General features: G+C 35.8%; 18 protein-coding genes. 14 read left to right on the forward strand and 4 right to left on the reverse strand.

Annotation, left to right across the window (positions count from 1 at the left end):
- Nucleotides 1-37 precede the first annotated feature (37 nt).
- The 4 genes from ACZ427_RS07755 (at nucleotide 38) to ACZ427_RS07770 (ending at nucleotide 2,343) form a co-directional block, all read left to right on the forward strand.
- The gene (locus ACZ427_RS07755; RefSeq protein WP_461179544.1) at nucleotides 38-265 is read left to right on the forward strand and encodes a YneF family protein; all 228 of its coding nucleotides are present in this window, start codon (nucleotides 38-40) and stop codon (nucleotides 263-265) included.
- A 260-nt stretch (nucleotides 266-525) separates the two neighbouring features.
- On the forward strand, nucleotides 526-1,230 hold the full coding sequence (locus tag ACZ427_RS07760) for a cytochrome c biogenesis CcdA family protein (protein ID WP_461179543.1): 705 nt from the start codon (nucleotides 526-528) through the stop codon (nucleotides 1,228-1,230).
- Nucleotides 1,231-1,296: 66 nt separating this feature from the next.
- Nucleotides 1,297-1,725: a Na(+)/H(+) antiporter subunit B gene (locus ACZ427_RS07765; RefSeq protein WP_461179542.1), complete on the forward strand. Its 429-nt coding sequence runs from the start codon at nucleotides 1,297-1,299 to the stop codon at nucleotides 1,723-1,725.
- A gap of 141 nt (nucleotides 1,726-1,866) precedes the next feature.
- Nucleotides 1,867-2,343 (forward strand): CcdC family protein, encoded by a 477-nt coding sequence (locus ACZ427_RS07770; protein WP_461179541.1) that lies wholly within the window; start codon nucleotides 1,867-1,869, stop codon nucleotides 2,341-2,343.
- Nucleotides 2,344-2,430: 87 nt separating this feature from the next.
- Here the strand turns inward: ACZ427_RS07770 and ACZ427_RS07775 are convergent, their stop codons facing one another.
- Nucleotides 2,431-2,907, reverse strand: a complete 477-nt coding sequence (locus ACZ427_RS07775) for a DUF2621 family protein (RefSeq protein WP_464883550.1) — start codon at nucleotides 2,905-2,907, stop codon at nucleotides 2,431-2,433.
- A gap of 294 nt (nucleotides 2,908-3,201) precedes the next feature.
- Between ACZ427_RS07775 and ACZ427_RS07780 the strand changes: the two genes are divergently transcribed.
- From ACZ427_RS07780 to ACZ427_RS07810, 7 genes are all read left to right on the forward strand, one after another.
- Nucleotides 3,202-4,323 (forward strand): ATP-binding protein, encoded by a 1,122-nt coding sequence (locus ACZ427_RS07780; RefSeq protein ID WP_461179539.1) that lies wholly within the window; start codon nucleotides 3,202-3,204, stop codon nucleotides 4,321-4,323.
- A 268-nt stretch (nucleotides 4,324-4,591) separates the two neighbouring features.
- Complete coding sequence (acnA, locus tag ACZ427_RS07785) at nucleotides 4,592-7,300, forward strand: aconitate hydratase AcnA (protein WP_461179538.1); 2,709 nt, start codon at nucleotides 4,592-4,594, stop codon at nucleotides 7,298-7,300.
- A 274-nt stretch (nucleotides 7,301-7,574) separates the two neighbouring features.
- A complete protein-coding gene (locus ACZ427_RS07790) occupies nucleotides 7,575-8,177 on the forward strand; it encodes a TlpA family protein disulfide reductase (RefSeq protein ID WP_461179537.1) in 603 nt (200 codons plus the stop codon).
- Between the two features lie 73 nt (nucleotides 8,178-8,250).
- Nucleotides 8,251-8,379, forward strand: coding sequence for an FbpB family small basic protein (locus tag ACZ427_RS07795; protein WP_461179536.1), 129 nt, complete (start codon nucleotides 8,251-8,253; stop codon nucleotides 8,377-8,379).
- 116 nt (nucleotides 8,380-8,495) lie between these two features.
- Nucleotides 8,496-8,726: a small acid-soluble spore protein Tlp gene (gene tlp, locus ACZ427_RS07800; RefSeq protein WP_461179535.1), complete on the forward strand. Its 231-nt coding sequence runs from the start codon at nucleotides 8,496-8,498 to the stop codon at nucleotides 8,724-8,726.
- Between the two features lie 123 nt (nucleotides 8,727-8,849).
- Nucleotides 8,850-9,272: an acyl-CoA thioesterase gene (locus tag ACZ427_RS07805; RefSeq protein WP_461179534.1), complete on the forward strand. Its 423-nt coding sequence runs from the start codon at nucleotides 8,850-8,852 to the stop codon at nucleotides 9,270-9,272.
- Nucleotides 9,273-9,274: 2 nt separating this feature from the next.
- Complete coding sequence (locus ACZ427_RS07810) at nucleotides 9,275-9,577, forward strand: hypothetical protein (protein ID WP_461179533.1); 303 nt, start codon at nucleotides 9,275-9,277, stop codon at nucleotides 9,575-9,577.
- A 35-nt stretch (nucleotides 9,578-9,612) separates the two neighbouring features.
- On the opposite strand, the gene ACZ427_RS07815 is transcribed toward ACZ427_RS07810, so the two are convergent.
- The 3 genes from ACZ427_RS07815 to plsY form a co-directional block, all read right to left on the reverse strand.
- Nucleotides 9,613-9,900 (reverse strand): HesB/YadR/YfhF family protein, encoded by a 288-nt coding sequence (locus tag ACZ427_RS07815; RefSeq protein WP_461179532.1) that lies wholly within the window; start codon nucleotides 9,898-9,900, stop codon nucleotides 9,613-9,615.
- A 267-nt stretch (nucleotides 9,901-10,167) separates the two neighbouring features.
- The gene (gene yidD / locus ACZ427_RS07820; RefSeq protein WP_461179531.1) at nucleotides 10,168-10,389 is read right to left on the reverse strand and encodes a membrane protein insertion efficiency factor YidD; all 222 of its coding nucleotides are present in this window, start codon (nucleotides 10,387-10,389) and stop codon (nucleotides 10,168-10,170) included.
- 123 nt (nucleotides 10,390-10,512) lie between these two features.
- A complete protein-coding gene (gene plsY / locus ACZ427_RS07825) occupies nucleotides 10,513-11,094 on the reverse strand; it encodes a glycerol-3-phosphate 1-O-acyltransferase PlsY (protein ID WP_461179530.1) in 582 nt (193 codons plus the stop codon).
- Nucleotides 11,095-11,320: 226 nt separating this feature from the next.
- Here plsY and ACZ427_RS07830 point away from each other — a divergent pair, with 226 nt between their 5' ends.
- The 3 genes from ACZ427_RS07830 to ACZ427_RS07840 are packed head-to-tail and all read left to right on the forward strand — an operon-like array spanning nucleotide 11,321 to nucleotide 14,340.
- Nucleotides 11,321-12,391: an ABC transporter ATP-binding protein gene (locus ACZ427_RS07830; RefSeq protein ID WP_461179529.1), complete on the forward strand. Its 1,071-nt coding sequence runs from the start codon at nucleotides 11,321-11,323 to the stop codon at nucleotides 12,389-12,391.
- Nucleotides 12,384-13,910 (forward strand): ABC transporter permease/substrate-binding protein, encoded by a 1,527-nt coding sequence (locus ACZ427_RS07835; protein WP_461179528.1) that lies wholly within the window; start codon nucleotides 12,384-12,386, stop codon nucleotides 13,908-13,910. The genes ACZ427_RS07830 and ACZ427_RS07835 overlap by 8 nt, the downstream gene beginning before the upstream one ends.
- 13 nt (nucleotides 13,911-13,923) lie before the next feature.
- The gene (locus tag ACZ427_RS07840) at nucleotides 13,924-14,340 is read left to right on the forward strand and encodes a CoA-binding protein (protein WP_461179527.1); all 417 of its coding nucleotides are present in this window, start codon (nucleotides 13,924-13,926) and stop codon (nucleotides 14,338-14,340) included.
- The last annotated feature ends 265 nt before the right edge of the window (nucleotides 14,341-14,605 follow it).

Here is a 14,605-nt window from a genome sequence, read left to right on the forward strand (position 1 = left end):
ACTGTATAGGAGACAACATGAAGGAGGAAAGCTTGGTATGAGCACGATTTGGGTTGTATTAATAGCTATTGCCACATTAATTGCTGGTGTAGCCCTTGGGTTTTTCATAGCCAGAAAATATATGATGAACTATTTGAAAAAGAATCCACCAATTAATGAGCAAATGCTTCGTACATTAATGATGCAAATGGGACAGAAACCATCCCAGAAGAAAATCAATCAAATGATGCGTTCTATGAATAATCAGAACCAATCAGGTAAGTAAAAAGCAATTATTGATTATTAAATGATAATATAATACATTGCTCAGGTACTCCTTTCTATTATAGTTAGGGGTATTTTATTTGCATATTTACGCATAATTTCTATAACGGAGAAATGTAAAACATTTGATTACCGAGGTTAACACTTATCAACTTGGCAGACATTTATCCTTAAAAGTTGCGGCAATTGTCAAATTCACTTACTCTTTTATCGGTATTGTTCTGTTAAAATGAATGCAGCAATATTATTAGGAGGATTACGATGGACGAAATAAATATATTTCTTGCTTTTGGGGCAGGATTTCTTTCCTTTGTCTCACCATGTGTATTACCGTTATACCCCGCCTTTTTATCTTATATTACTGGCATGAGTGTCAGTGAAATAAAAGATGATAATAAAAAACTTAATAAAAAAGCTTTATTACATACCTTGTTTTTTCTTTTAGGGTTTGCAAGTATATTTATTATGATTGGTTTTACTACTTCTTTTATTTCAGAGTTCTTACTAACAAATCAGGACCTAATCAGACAAATTGGTGCCATTTTAATTATTTTCTTCGGACTTGTAATTGTAGGAATTTTTAACTTTGAATTTCTCATGAAAGATAGAAAAATTCAATTCAAGAATCGCCCTGCAGGTTTTCTTGGTTCCTATCTTATTGGAACAGCTTTTTCACTAGGGTGGACCCCATGTACGGGACCTATCCTGGCAGTCGTCTTTTCCCTGGCTGCGACGAATCCGGATGTCGGAATGGTTATGATGATAAGCTATGTATTAGGGTTTTCTATCCCATTCATATTATTATCTCTGTTTATTGGTAAAATTTCATGGATAAAACGACATAGTTCCCGGATTGTAAAAATCGGCGGATATATTATGATATTTATGGGGATTGCTTTATTTTTTAACTGGACCACGAAAATCACCGCATTTTTGGCTGGATGGTTTGGCTTTTACGGCTTTTAATGGATTTTCACTCTAATTTATATTATTATTAGTAGTAATCAGCAACATTTAGAGGAGTTTTATTTTATGTATAAACCTAATAATCTTATATTGCGAACAACTACTTCTGTCATTGCGTTTATCCTATTGGGATTTTCTGTTTATTTATTTATCGCTGGTCATAATTCACCAGGTGGAGGGTTCGTTGGAGGATTACTGACATCAGGAGCGGTATTATTACTGTATATGGCCTATGGAAAAGAAGCTGTTGAAAAAATGCTTCCGATTAATTTTACAACATTAATACCGATTGGATTGGCTATTGGAGTTGGAACAGGGATAGGTTCATTTATATTCAATGTTCCATTTTTATCACAAACATTTGGTTACTTTACATTCCCAATTTTTGGGGAAATTGAGTTGGCAACTGCTATGCTCTTTGATCTTGGAGTATATCTGACAGTAGTTGGAGTAATGATGACGATTATTTTAACTATTGACAGTGATAAGGCATGACGAATAGAAAGAAAAATATAAATTGGCTCGAAGGATTTGGTTGTCGAAGCGTTTGGGGGAAAACGAGTGTTTGATAGGGTGAATTATTTCTCAAATGAATGTAATAAAAACCTGTCAAGCAGTTAGAAAGAGTGATTTAACATGTTTTGGTTAATAGCTAGTACCGTTGTTGCAGCTATCATGGCTTCAACAATGATTGTTGTTCGCTTACGAGCTGCAAAAAAACCGGCGTCTGTAAAAAAGATAATTTTACCACCATTATTTATGAGTACAGGTGCATTAATGTTTCTTTTTCCAGCATTTCATATTAATTTGATACAAATATTTGAAGCAATGTGTGTCGGCTTAGTTTGTTCCATTTTTCTCATAAAAACTTCCAAATTCGAAGTAAAGGACCAGGATATTTATTTAATCCCGTCCAAATTATTTGCTTTTATATTAGTAGGTCTATTGGTCTTCCGACTTATTTTCAAACTGGTTATTGGGAGTTCAATTTCACTTGGAGAGACAAGCGGCATGTTTTTCATTCTCGCATTCTGTATGATTGTAACATGGAGACTCTCCATGCTTTACAGATATTTACAACTTGAAAAAAACCTTAAATATCAAAGTACATAATTAAATGCGCTAAAACCAATTTGGTATTAGCGCATTATTTATTTGGTAAGCTATTTTTGATTAAAAGAAATTTCAAACGATCTGATTCTATTTATTATTATATCGCTCATACCAATTTTCGGCATAATCATCGTTGGATTTTTTAAACAAATGCTCATATGGTGTAACATCAATTTTTTTCTGGTTTAGCTTTTTTCTGAGAAATTTATGATCCCTCTTAGGGGTGGCTATAATATATCCTTCAATTACCGTATTTTGCGTGATCTTTTTCTCCCGTTTTTTAAGCGCGACCTCACCGATCTTACTTGCGATTTTATGTCTGGCTATATCTCTGAATAATTCTGGTACTGGGGACACTAATTCTTCCAGTAACGTTTTTTCGTCCGTATCCCACATATCCCTTGTTTTTTGCATGTAATATTCTTCCCAGTCCATGTCAGATCTTCCATCTTCTTTCGGCAATTTTTTTAAAAACTTCCGGAACATAAAAAATCCGCCAATCCCCATTAAACCAATCATTATAAATCCCCAAAGTACAATTAGATATTCCATGATTACTTCCATTCCCTCACCCATTTCGATATTTAAAAAGTGTCTAATTTCTTAAATTCCTATAATTAATTCTAAAAATAATTTATTTTTTGTTATTTTTATAGTAATATTACTAATAATTGGATACTATAAAACAAAAAACGGATTTTATGAAATAGTAGTTAATTTTATTATAATAGGAAAGAGTGTTACTAACAAGTGTCATAACACTGAGAAAAACACTATATAATCGGGTATTATATAAATATATGGCTTATTTTGTTTAAAATGATGATTGCCGACCGGTTAGGAAGGAGGAAGAACCTGATGCGGTACCACAAGCCCGAACAAAAAAGTAAAGAATCAGATAATTTACCGGATATAGATAATAAAGAAATTATTACTGACTTATCAAGGCTACCCACATCTGTTCTAACTTGGATAGGAAATAATGTGAAAGACGTTTTCATACTGTGGAATCAAAAGGGTGAAGCGATTTTCATCTCCGAATCATTCCAAAATCTACTCGGTTATAAACTATCTGACTATAAAACACTAACCTGGCATGAATTGCTATCACCTAAAGATGCAAGATACATACATAGAAACATAGATAAAAATACAAATGAGAATCAGGTTTTTAATGTAGATATTCTTAATAGCCAAGGAAAATATATCCTGTCAGAATGTACAATTGTAAAATTAAAGGATACCAATAGTGATGAATTTCATTATATTTCTTTAATAAAGGGTATTTCAGATCGAAAAGAATTGGAAGAAATGATGCTGCGTTATGAAAAAATGTCTGTTGCAGGGCAATTGGCTGCAGGAATTGCACATGAGATTCGTAACCCTCTAACTTCTATGAAAGGTTTTCTACAGCTTTTGCAAGCTGGTGTTAAAGGAAATGAAGAATATTATAATATCATGCTGGATGAGATAGTAAAGATGGAAACAATCACGTCAGAACTGTTATTCATTTCAAAACCATTAACAGAAAATATGAAAATGGAACCTGTGGATCAGATGGTTAATGAAGTTATTGTATTATTACAGACACAAGCAAAATTAAAAAATATTGATATTGAATATGATTATACATATAACGGACTTGTTTTTTGTGATCGTTCACAGATAAAGCAAGTTCTGGTTAATTTAATGAAAAATGCAATCGAAGCGATGGAGCAGCCTGGAACCATTAAAATCACCGCTGAAATTAAAGAAGACCAAGTTGAGTTAACAGTGATTGATGAGGGAAGAGGTATACCCAAAGAAATTATTCATAAATTGGGGGAACCTTTCTTTACAACAAAACAAAGTGGTACAGGATTGGGAATAATGATTACGAAACAAATACTTGAACGTCACGACGCGGTATTAGAAGTAGACTCAAACAAAGAAAAAGGTAGTAAATTCCGTATCATCTTCCCTCGAAACAATGGGCTATAACCTTAAGATTTCAGCATAATACAGTGTGTATAAGTAAAACTTATCGCTATAAATAAGTTTTTAATATATGCTAGTGAAGCAGAATCAATTGTTTTATAGTTGGTATTCATTTAAACTAAAGAATAGTAAGTTTATTTTTCTATGAGTTTCATAGAAATCATCAATTTGTTAATGAAACAAGTTTTTGTCATTTTTACCCGATTGATGAAGATAATTTAGTTTACAAAGGGTAAGGTGATAAAAAATATGTTTTGGGAGGGGAAAGAATATGAGTAATGATCATGCATTAAATGCTAAAAAACAATTTAATTCAAATGGTAAAACTTATAACTATTTTCAATTGAAATCAGTTGAAAAGGAAGGTCTGGGAAAAGTATCGCGTTTACCATTTTCCATTCGTGTGCTTTTAGAATCACTTTTACGCCAGCATGACGGTCATCAAATTAAAGATGAGCATATACAAGGTTTGGCGAAATGGGGAACAAGCGAAGGTGGTACAGATGTACCTTTTAAGCCGTCCCGTGTTATCTTGCAGGATTTCACTGGAGTTCCTGCAGTAGTTGACCTTGCCTCTTTACGTAAGGCAATGGTGGATATGGGAGGCGAACCTGATAAAATTAATCCGGAAGTTCCTGTTGACCTTGTCATTGACCACTCTGTTCAAGTGGATCAATATGGAACCTCCAATGCATTAAAAGCAAATATGGATCTGGAATTTGAACGTAATGCCGAGCGTTATGAGTTTTTAAACTGGGCACAGAAAGCTTTTGACAATTACCGTGCCGTTCCACCAGCAACAGGTATCGTTCACCAGGTAAATTTAGAGTATATTGCGAATGTAATTCACGGCTTGGAAAATGAAAACGGTGAATATGATGCATTCCCTGATACACTAGTAGGTACCGATTCCCATACAACCATGATCAATGGTTTAGGTGTACTTGGCTGGGGTGTTGGTGGTATCGAAGCAGAAGCAGGTATGTTGGGTCAGCCATCATTCTTACCAGCACCTGAAGTTATTGGAGTTAAGTTTACAGGAAGCATGCCAAATGGAACTACAGCTACTGATTTAGCTCTGAAAGTAACGCAGGTTTTACGTGAAAAGAATGTTGTAGGGAAGTTTGTCGAATATTTCGGTCCTGGATTACAAGATATGCCACTTGCGGATCGTGCAACGATTTCAAATATGGCTCCTGAATACGGGGCTACTTGTGGGTTCTTTCCAGTTGATGAAGAGGCACTGAGCTATCTACGCTTAACTGGCCGTAGTCAGGATCAAATTGACCTGGTTGAAACATATTGTAAAGAAAATGACCTTTGGTATTCTCCAGATCAAGCAGATCCTGATTACACTGAACTAATCGAAATAAATCTATCTGAACTGGAGCCGAATCTTTCAGGGCCAAAACGCCCTCAGGATTTAATTCCTTTATCAAACATGAAAGAAGAATTCAACAAAGCAATTACAGCACCAGAAGGAAATCAGGGTTTTGGGCTGGATAAATCGGAGTTCGATAAAGAAGTGACTGTTGAACATCCAAATGGCAATAGTTCGGTTATGAAAACTGGTTCACTTGCAATTGCAGCAATTACATCCTGTACAAACACATCAAACCCTTATGTTATGTTAGGTGCAGGACTATTAGCGCGAAATGCGATTGAAAAAGGCTTGAATGTACCGGATTATGTTAAAACATCATTAGCACCCGGCTCAAAAGTTGTAACACGATATCTTGAAGATTCTGGTTTAATGCCGTACCTTGATCAATTAGGGTTTAACCTGGTTGGATATGGTTGTACAACGTGTATCGGTAACTCCGGTCCATTACGTCCAGAAATCGAGCAGGCAATAGTTGACAGTGATTTGACTGTTTCTTCTGTTTTATCCGGTAACCGTAACTTTGAAGGCCGTATACACCCATTGGTCAAAGCAAATTATCTGGCTTCACCTCCATTGGTAGTTGCATATGCATTGGCAGGTACGGTTGATTTAGATCTTACAAAAGAACCATTAGGTACGGATTCAGATGGTAAACCGGTTTATATGAATGATATCTGGCCTAGTATGCAGGAAATTAAGGAACAGGTGAATAATGTAGTTACACCTGAAATTTTCCGTAAAGAATATGAAAATGTATTTGACTCCAATGAAAGATGGAATGAAATTGACACGACGGATGAACCATTGTTTGAATGGGACGATGATTCTACCTATATCCAGAACCCTCCATTCTTCGAGGGATTATCAAAAGATGCAGGTACGGTTGAATCACTAAATAAACTTCGTGCAATTGGTAAATTTGGTGACTCTGTAACTACTGACCATATTTCACCTGCAGGAGCAATCGCAAAAGATATGCCAGCTGGTAAACATCTACAGGATAAAGGAGTTTCACCTAGAAACTTTAACTCCTATGGATCACGACGCGGAAATCATGAAATTATGATGCGTGGAACATTTGCCAATATCCGTATTCGTAATTTACTGGCCCCTGGTACGGAAGGCGGTTATACAACATATTGGCCAACTGGAGATGTAATGCCAATTTATGATGCTGCTATGAAATATCAAGAGGATGGAACAGGCCTAATTGTATTAGGTGGTAAAGACTATGGTATGGGCTCATCTCGTGACTGGGCTGCCAAAGGAACCAACCTGTTAGGTATTAAAACTGTAATAGCAGAAAGTTTTGAACGTATTCACCGTTCAAACTTAGTCATGATGGGTGTTTTACCATTACAGTTCCAAAAAGGGGAAAGTGCCGATAGTCTGGGACTTACTGGTAAAGAAACATTTAACGTGGAAATTGATGAAAGTGTACGTCCACACGACCTCGTAAAAGTTACTGCAGTTGATGAAGATGGTAAAACAACTGAATTTAATGCAGTTGCACGTTTTGATAGTGATGTGGAAGTTGATTACTATCGTCATGGCGGTATTTTACAAATGGTATTGCGTGAAAAAATGGGTGCCTAATTATTATCTTAATAAATACCCTGTACAAATATATTGTACAGGGTATTTTTGTCTGGATAATGTGTCTTTATTTACAGTTAAGAAAGCATACAATTTTCTTACTCTGCATAAGTTCAGGCTAGGATCTTATGCCTTCTCTTCATATATGAATTCTTTTTGAACGATTATATGATAATCTTTACAAAATCAGGTAATACACTTAATATGTAGGATAATACGTCTTATAAATTATTTACAAAGCAAACGAAGCTTTTATAAACTAAGGGAGCAAAATATGTATAAAAAAATTCTCGGTATCGTTGTACTACTGGTATTAGGTGGTATAGTAGTGTCTGAGTTCATCGGGGAAAATACCGATAATCAGGCGGATAGTAATCCAAATGAATTTAATGTTACCGGTGACACAGACGCAGAAGGTGGAATGATAGCACCTGCTGAAAGTACCGGTATTGAACCTGGAAAACAGGCACCGGATTTTGAGTTAGAAACGCTGGATGGAGACAAATTGAAGCTTTCTGAACTACAGGGAAAAAAAGTTATTTTGAATTTCTGGGCAACTTGGTGTGGCCCTTGCCGTGATGAAATGCCGGAAATGCAAGAATTCTATGAGGAATATGGGGAAGAAATAGAAATTCTTGCGGTGAATTTAACGGATACTGAAAACAAAATATCAGATGTGTCAGAATACATTGATGAGTTTAGTTTTACTTATCCCATCCTACTTGATAAAGGCGGTACAGTCAGTGATGAGTATAAAGGAGCAGTTGCAGTACCAACAACATATTTCATAAATACTGATGGAGTCGTTCAAGCACCGAAAAAAACTGGACCGATGACATATGAATTTATGGAAGAAACAATAAATTCAATGGACTAATTGTTATAAAATTTGAAATTAGGGCGATACTTCTTAATAAAAGGAGTGAGCCGCTATTTCATTAAAGAAAAAAATGTCGTTTGATGAACTTGTCCGGGAGAATCGACAACAAATTTTAGAAGATCATTCATTACTAGAAAAAATTGAGCAAAATTTAGAAACGAAAATGCATCAATCGGTAAAACAAAAAGATATGCAATAAAATAAGCGCTTCCTGCGAAAAGATGTAGGAAGTGCTTATTTTTATGTAATCTTTTCCAGTATAAGTTTTTTCCAAAATGAAAAAATAAAAATAGTTCTAATGAAAGGAGAATAATTGTGACGGACAAAAACAGACCAAAACCAGATGATCGTAGTGATAATGTGGAAAAGCTTCAAAATATGGTACAGGATACCATACAGAATATAGAAGAGGCACATGAAACGATGAAATTTTCCTCGGGGAAAGAGAAGGAGCAAATAAAAGCGAAAAACAAAAGGCGGGAAGAAGCAATTGAGGGAATGCGTGATGAAATTAAAGATGAATATAATCAAAATGAAATGAAGTAATATATACAAACCTTGTATCACATTGTGGTATGAGGTTTTTTTATGAATGTAAGCATAATACAATTTTTTAACATGGTTTTATGATACGATTGAAAATGGAATAAAGGCAGAGGAGGAAGCAGTTTGAACAAAGTACGTACACCAATTGATGTAAGATATCAGGAAACAGATCAAATGGGCGTTGTCTATCATGCGAATTATCTCGTTTGGTTTGAAATAGGACGAACAAAATTCATTGAGAATTTAGGTCTTAGCTATATAGAAATGGAAAAAAGTAACATTGTTTCTCCTGTAACAGATGCTAATATCTCGTTTAAGAAACCTATACGTTATGGAGAGCAGGCATTCGTGGAAACATGGCTGGAAGCGTATAATGGTGTCCGTACAATATACGGATATAATATTAAGGGTGCAGATGATACGATTGCAGTCAGTGGAACAACAAAACATGTCATTGTAAAAAAGGACAATTTCCGTCCGTTATCACTGAAAAAAACTTTTCCAAAATGGCATGAAGCATACCTGCATCAGCTGGAAGGAGAATGATAATGGCATTTGGAGTGAACAGAAAAGAATTAAAAGAGTGGAAGAAAAATGTTGAAAATGGCCACATAGCCTTTTTAACTCACTACTGGCTGGATGATCGTTTTCCAGGCTGTGACACTGTTACTAAGGTCGGCTGTAATGATATTAAAAAATTACAAGCATGGGGAGAAACATATGGACTCCAACCAAGTTGGATTCATCTGGATGAGAAACATCCACATTTTGATTTGTTCGGTGTCCATCAGAAGGAGATACTCAAACGCGAAGGCCAGCTGGATCAGATGCAAAGATTTAAGATAAAATAAAAAGGCGTAGATACACACCTTTTTATTTTACGTATTTAATGATATTTAAAATCAGGTTCATTCAGTTTATGGTTTAAGTTTATTTTCAGATCTTTTTCGTCAAAGTACCATGCATCCTTATCCTCTATAAAAAATGTTATATTTTCAACTTCTGTGGATGCAACTATATTCTCTGGTATACTTTTAGTAACTCCCAATGAGAATCCTGGAACATTGCCGCCAAATCCCCCATATCTTACATAAAATCGCAGCTGGGCTGAGTCCGAGATGTCCAGTTCATTCTTATACCACTTAGCGGCTTCTTTGCTTATTTGTATTTCCATGGTAACAGCTCCTTTTCAAAATTCAGCTATTCATCTGTTTTTGTGAAACGTGATTATTGTTTAGCAGTTAGGAAACCAACATGGTGGCTAAGAGCATGCAGTCACCATCTTTAATGTATACAGCTAATTTAACCAGTAGTCTGTTTTCTAACTTTTCCCGTTGTGATAACAGTTGTTTTCATACAAAAAGTATGAAAACTTTCTTAATGCATAAGTACGGACTTTGGCCTTTTTTTGCTAACAGGTCTTGGCAAATGGCCAAGTTTTCTAATCTTTTCTTTCTGGAACCAAATCGACTCCACCAGGATGAAATGGATGACATTTACTAATCCTCTTAATTGTTAAATATCCCCCTTTAAGTGCCCCAAAACGTCTAAACGCTTCAAGTCCATATTCGGAACAAGTTGGAAAAAAACGGCAAGAGGGTAATGTGAGCGGGCTAATGGCTTTACGATAAAACTTTATCAACCCTATAAATATATATTTCATACATATTATCCTTTACTTTAATTTTCTGTTTCTGTTTATATACGTATAAAGGCAACAGTTTTATCCCTATACATCACTATACTAGAACTTTGTATTACTTCCAATTAATCGGTTTGCTCTCTATTACATCCAGGTGATTTTCGGCTCGGTTTTGTTCTTAATCCGTTTAAGGTTTTCTCTATGTCTGTAAAAAATAAAGGCGGTCAATAAAGCAGTCAGGATAATAAGTCCGACATCCCACATAATTATAGAAACAAACACGGCTACGATACCTGTAATGAGCGATGAAAGTGAAACATATTTCGAGATGTAAAGCGACAGCATGAAGCTTGTAATTATGATGAAAAATAATAAAGGGTTAAGTCCCAGAATGATTCCTCCCGATGTAGCAACTGCTTTTCCGCCTTTAAACTTTGCGAAAACAGGGTAGGTATGACCAATAACAGCAAACAGTCCAATAATTAGCCTGTTCACTTCTATGTCAACTAATAGAGGAATCAATACAGCGACAGTTCCTTTTAATATATCTGACAATGTTACAACAATACCCGCTTTCGTCCCTAAAACACGAAATGTGTTGGTGGCCCCAAGATTTCCGCTGCCATGTTCACGAATGTCCATTTTATAACCAATTTTACCAACAATAAGTGCAGAGGGTATAGAACCTAATAGATACGCAATAATAGCAAATAAAATATACTCCATAACTTTTCCTACTTTCCAGTTATTATCGAAAATAAATGCATTATGCTATTATTTTAGCATGAAGTCGTAAAGGAAAGAACCATAATTGAATGGTAAAGGCATTTTTTATTAAAATAATTCGTACCAAATGTTTATTTGTGGAAATTTGAGGGTAATAAAGTAATTGTATATTTGTCACAGTACCCATTATAATCATTAGAGAATTCAATAAAAAAGGAAGAGAGTTATGATAGAGTTTAAAAATGTAAATAAATCCTATCCAGATGGAACTCAAGCAATCAAAGATTTTTCTTTAAAAATAAACGACGGAGAAATAGTCACATTAATTGGACCGAGTGGGTGCGGAAAAACGACTAGCCTGAAAATGATTAACCGGTTAATCGAACCTTCATCAGGGAAAATTTACATCCATAATGAGGATATAGGTAAATTCAACATTCATGAGTTGCGCTGGAATATCGGTTATGTCCTACAGGAAATAGCTTTATTTCCACACCTTACTATAGAAGAAAACATTTCGATTGTACCCGAGATGAAAAAATGGACACGGAAAGCTAAACGAAACCGTAGTCAGGAACTTCTACAAATGGTTGGGTTAGATCCATCTACATATCAAAAAAGAATGCCTCAGGAATTGTCGGGAGGCCAGCAGCAACGTATAGGTGTTATTCGTGCATTGGCTGCAGATCCGGACATTATTTTGATGGATGAACCATTCAGTGCATTGGATCCAATAAGCAGAAGCCAATTACAAGATGACATTCGAAGATTACAAAAAGAAATAAAAAAGACAATCGTTTTTGTTACACATGACATAGATGAAGCTATGGCAATTGGTGATAAAATCTGTTTAATGAAAGATGGAGAAATCATCCAATTTGACACACCACAGCAATTGATTCTGCAACCAAAAACACAATTTGTTAAAGACTTTATCGGTGAACGGAAATCCCCCTGGCAAACAGCTGTGGATGTCATTGCCGATACAACAGAAAATTATATTATTTCTAAAGAAGTATATAAGAATGACAATTTTTCAAAAGAAAAAACGTACATGCTTCATGATAAAAATAAAATGTATATTGGTGCCGTCATTGATGGAAGGCTACAAGATGTAGAAACACTGAGTAATGATATGCCTTTGTATGAAGCAACGAACCTTATCCAATCCAGTAACCAGGATATTTATCCTGTGTTAAAAGGTCAAGAGCTGATTGGGGTTATCAGTTACAAGGAAATTGTGGCATTTTTAAAAAGCAGGGTGAAGGTGGAAAACGGGGGAATAATACATGAATGAATTTATAACCGTTTTTCAAAACAGGCAGAATCAGATGCTTGAAACGACTTGGGAACATTTACAAATGTCCCTTTTTGCATTGATTATTGCTATTGTTATAGCTGTACCATTAGGCATTATTTTAACAAGATATCCCCGTGTTGCCGATCCGATAATTGGTGTTTCCGCTGTATTACAAACCATACCAAGTTTAGCTGTTCTTGCATTTTTGATTCCGTTTTTTGGTATAGGTACAACCCCTGCAATCGTTGCGTTAACCATTTATGGATTGCTGCCGATATTGCGAAATACGTACACTGGGATAAAAGAAGTAGATTCCTCGATGAAAATGGCAGCAACAGGCATGGGTATGAATTCATTCAAACGATTGACAAAGGTTGAACTGCCGATGTCCATGCCTGTTATAATGGCAGGAATTCGTACATCGATGGTATTAATTGTCGGTACAACAACAATCGCTGCACTAATTGGGGCTGGTGGATTGGGTGAGCTTATATTACTTGGAATCGACCGCGGGGCTGATATAAATTTAATTCTGCTGGGCGCTATTCCAGCTGCTTTATTGGCAATCGCCCTTGATATTATTTTACGCGGGTTTGAACGTATTTCTAAGAAGTTTGGTTTTAAATCACTTATTGTTATGATGATTATTGCCGTATTTGTTGTCATATCACCTTTTATTATAAATACTTCAAATAAAGCTGATTTAGTTATCGGAGGAAAGCTGGGAGCTGAACCAGATATTTTAATCAATATGTATAAGCTTTTAATCGAAGAAGAAACAGAACTTGAAGTAGAACTGGAATCAGGTTTAGGCAAAACGGCATTTGTGTTTTCTGCCCTGGATCAGGGAAGTATTGATATATTTCCGGAATTTACCGGGACAGCCATCGTAACGCACCTTGAAGAAGAGGCGGACAGCAATGAGGCCCAGGAAGTATATGAACAGGCTAGAATAGGGATGAAGGAAGTATATGGAATGGAATTCCTTGAACCAATGGCATTCAATAATACATATACAGTTGCAACAACCGAGGATCTGGCCGAGCAGTATGATCTTGAAGAAATTGGTGACCTGAAACCTGTTGAAGATGAAATAACTGCTGGTTTCACACTGGAATTTAATGATCGGTATGATGGCTATGTGGGAATGCAGGATATATATAACCTTGACATTCGGAATGTACGTACAATGGAGCCTGGAATAAGACAGGATGCGCTTTCCAATGGAGAGGTTGACATCATAGATGCTTATGCAACAGACAGTTATATGATAGAATTGAATTTAGTGACATTGGAAGATACAGAAAATCTGTTTCCACCATACCAGGGGGCTCCTTTAATGCGGGAGGAAACCCTGGAGGAATATCCGGAATTGGAACCTATTCTTAATCAGCTTGGTGGTAAAATAACCGATGAAGAAATGCGTCAAATGAATTACGAAGTGGATTATGAGGATAAATCGCCGAATGAAGTGGCAAGAGAGTATTTAGAACGTGAAGGTTTACTAAAAAACTAAAGGAGGATATTTTATGGCTTGGGAAAACCCTACAAAAGAGACGTTGAAAGAGGTTTTGGAATCTGCTGAGACAATCGCTGTTGTAGGACTTTCTGATAATCCTGACAGAACGTCCCACCAAATTGCAAAAATCATGCAGGAAAACGGCTACAGAATCATTCCGGTCAATCCAACAGTGGACGAAGTGCTGGGTGAAAGGGCTTATCCTTCATTAACAAAGGTTCCGGAAAATATAGATATCATCAATGTATTTAGAAGGCCGGAGCATTTGCCTGCTATTGCCCGTGAAGCTGCACAAACGGATTGTCGTGTCTTTTGGGCACAACAGGGAGTTATTAACGAAGAGGCATATCATTATTTAATCGAGCAGGAATTCACAGTGGTAATGGATTTATGTATCAAAGTCCTTCATGCCGTTTTAGTGAAATAACAAAAAGGGAAAGGATGACGTTCAGCCGTCATCCTTTATTCTGTGGTATGCACGTATTATCCACTTATAGTATACTTAATATCGTATTCTCAGTTAATATGATATTAAGTATATTTATTTTCAGTTTAGGAAAGTTTTGGTTTATAATATAACATCGGTGACTGTTACCATTAGGTCTTGGCGGCAGGCCAAAATTATTGTAGATGTTTTACATTTAAAAACATCTGTTCTATTATAGAGAAAGTCAGCGTTATAAGATGTTCTA

The sequence above is a fragment of the Virgibacillus ainsalahensis genome (assembly GCF_055380755.1).

What these genes read in the sequence shown, in the direction of transcription:
- ACZ427_RS07755 (WP_461179544.1), top strand. Translation starts at nt 38, where the DNA reads ATGAGCACGATTTGGGTTGTATTAATAGCTATTGCCACATTAATTGCT.
- ACZ427_RS07760 (WP_461179543.1), top strand. Translation starts at nt 526, where the DNA reads ATGGACGAAATAAATATATTTCTTGCTTTTGGGGCAGGATTTCTTTCC.
- ACZ427_RS07765 (WP_461179542.1), top strand. Translation starts at nt 1,297, where the DNA reads ATGTATAAACCTAATAATCTTATATTGCGAACAACTACTTCTGTCATT.
- ACZ427_RS07770 (WP_461179541.1), top strand. Translation starts at nt 1,867, where the DNA reads ATGTTTTGGTTAATAGCTAGTACCGTTGTTGCAGCTATCATGGCTTCA.
- ACZ427_RS07775 (WP_464883550.1), bottom strand. Translation starts at nt 2,907, where the DNA reads ATGGAAGTAATCATGGAATATCTAATTGTACTTTGGGGATTTATAATG.
- ACZ427_RS07780 (WP_461179539.1), top strand. Translation starts at nt 3,202, where the DNA reads ATGCGGTACCACAAGCCCGAACAAAAAAGTAAAGAATCAGATAATTTA.
- acnA (WP_461179538.1), top strand. Translation starts at nt 4,592, where the DNA reads ATGAGTAATGATCATGCATTAAATGCTAAAAAACAATTTAATTCAAAT.
- ACZ427_RS07790 (WP_461179537.1), top strand. Translation starts at nt 7,575, where the DNA reads ATGTATAAAAAAATTCTCGGTATCGTTGTACTACTGGTATTAGGTGGT.
- ACZ427_RS07795 (WP_461179536.1), top strand. Translation starts at nt 8,251, where the DNA reads ATGTCGTTTGATGAACTTGTCCGGGAGAATCGACAACAAATTTTAGAA.
- ACZ427_RS07810 (WP_461179533.1), top strand. Translation starts at nt 9,275, where the DNA reads ATGGCATTTGGAGTGAACAGAAAAGAATTAAAAGAGTGGAAGAAAAAT.
- ACZ427_RS07815 (WP_461179532.1), bottom strand. Translation starts at nt 9,900, where the DNA reads ATGGAAATACAAATAAGCAAAGAAGCCGCTAAGTGGTATAAGAATGAA.
- yidD (WP_461179531.1), bottom strand. Translation starts at nt 10,389, where the DNA reads ATGAAATATATATTTATAGGGTTGATAAAGTTTTATCGTAAAGCCATT.
- plsY (WP_461179530.1), bottom strand. Translation starts at nt 11,094, where the DNA reads ATGGAGTATATTTTATTTGCTATTATTGCGTATCTATTAGGTTCTATA.
- ACZ427_RS07830 (WP_461179529.1), top strand. Translation starts at nt 11,321, where the DNA reads ATGATAGAGTTTAAAAATGTAAATAAATCCTATCCAGATGGAACTCAA.
- ACZ427_RS07835 (WP_461179528.1), top strand. Translation starts at nt 12,384, where the DNA reads ATGAATGAATTTATAACCGTTTTTCAAAACAGGCAGAATCAGATGCTT.
- ACZ427_RS07840 (WP_461179527.1), top strand. Translation starts at nt 13,924, where the DNA reads ATGGCTTGGGAAAACCCTACAAAAGAGACGTTGAAAGAGGTTTTGGAA.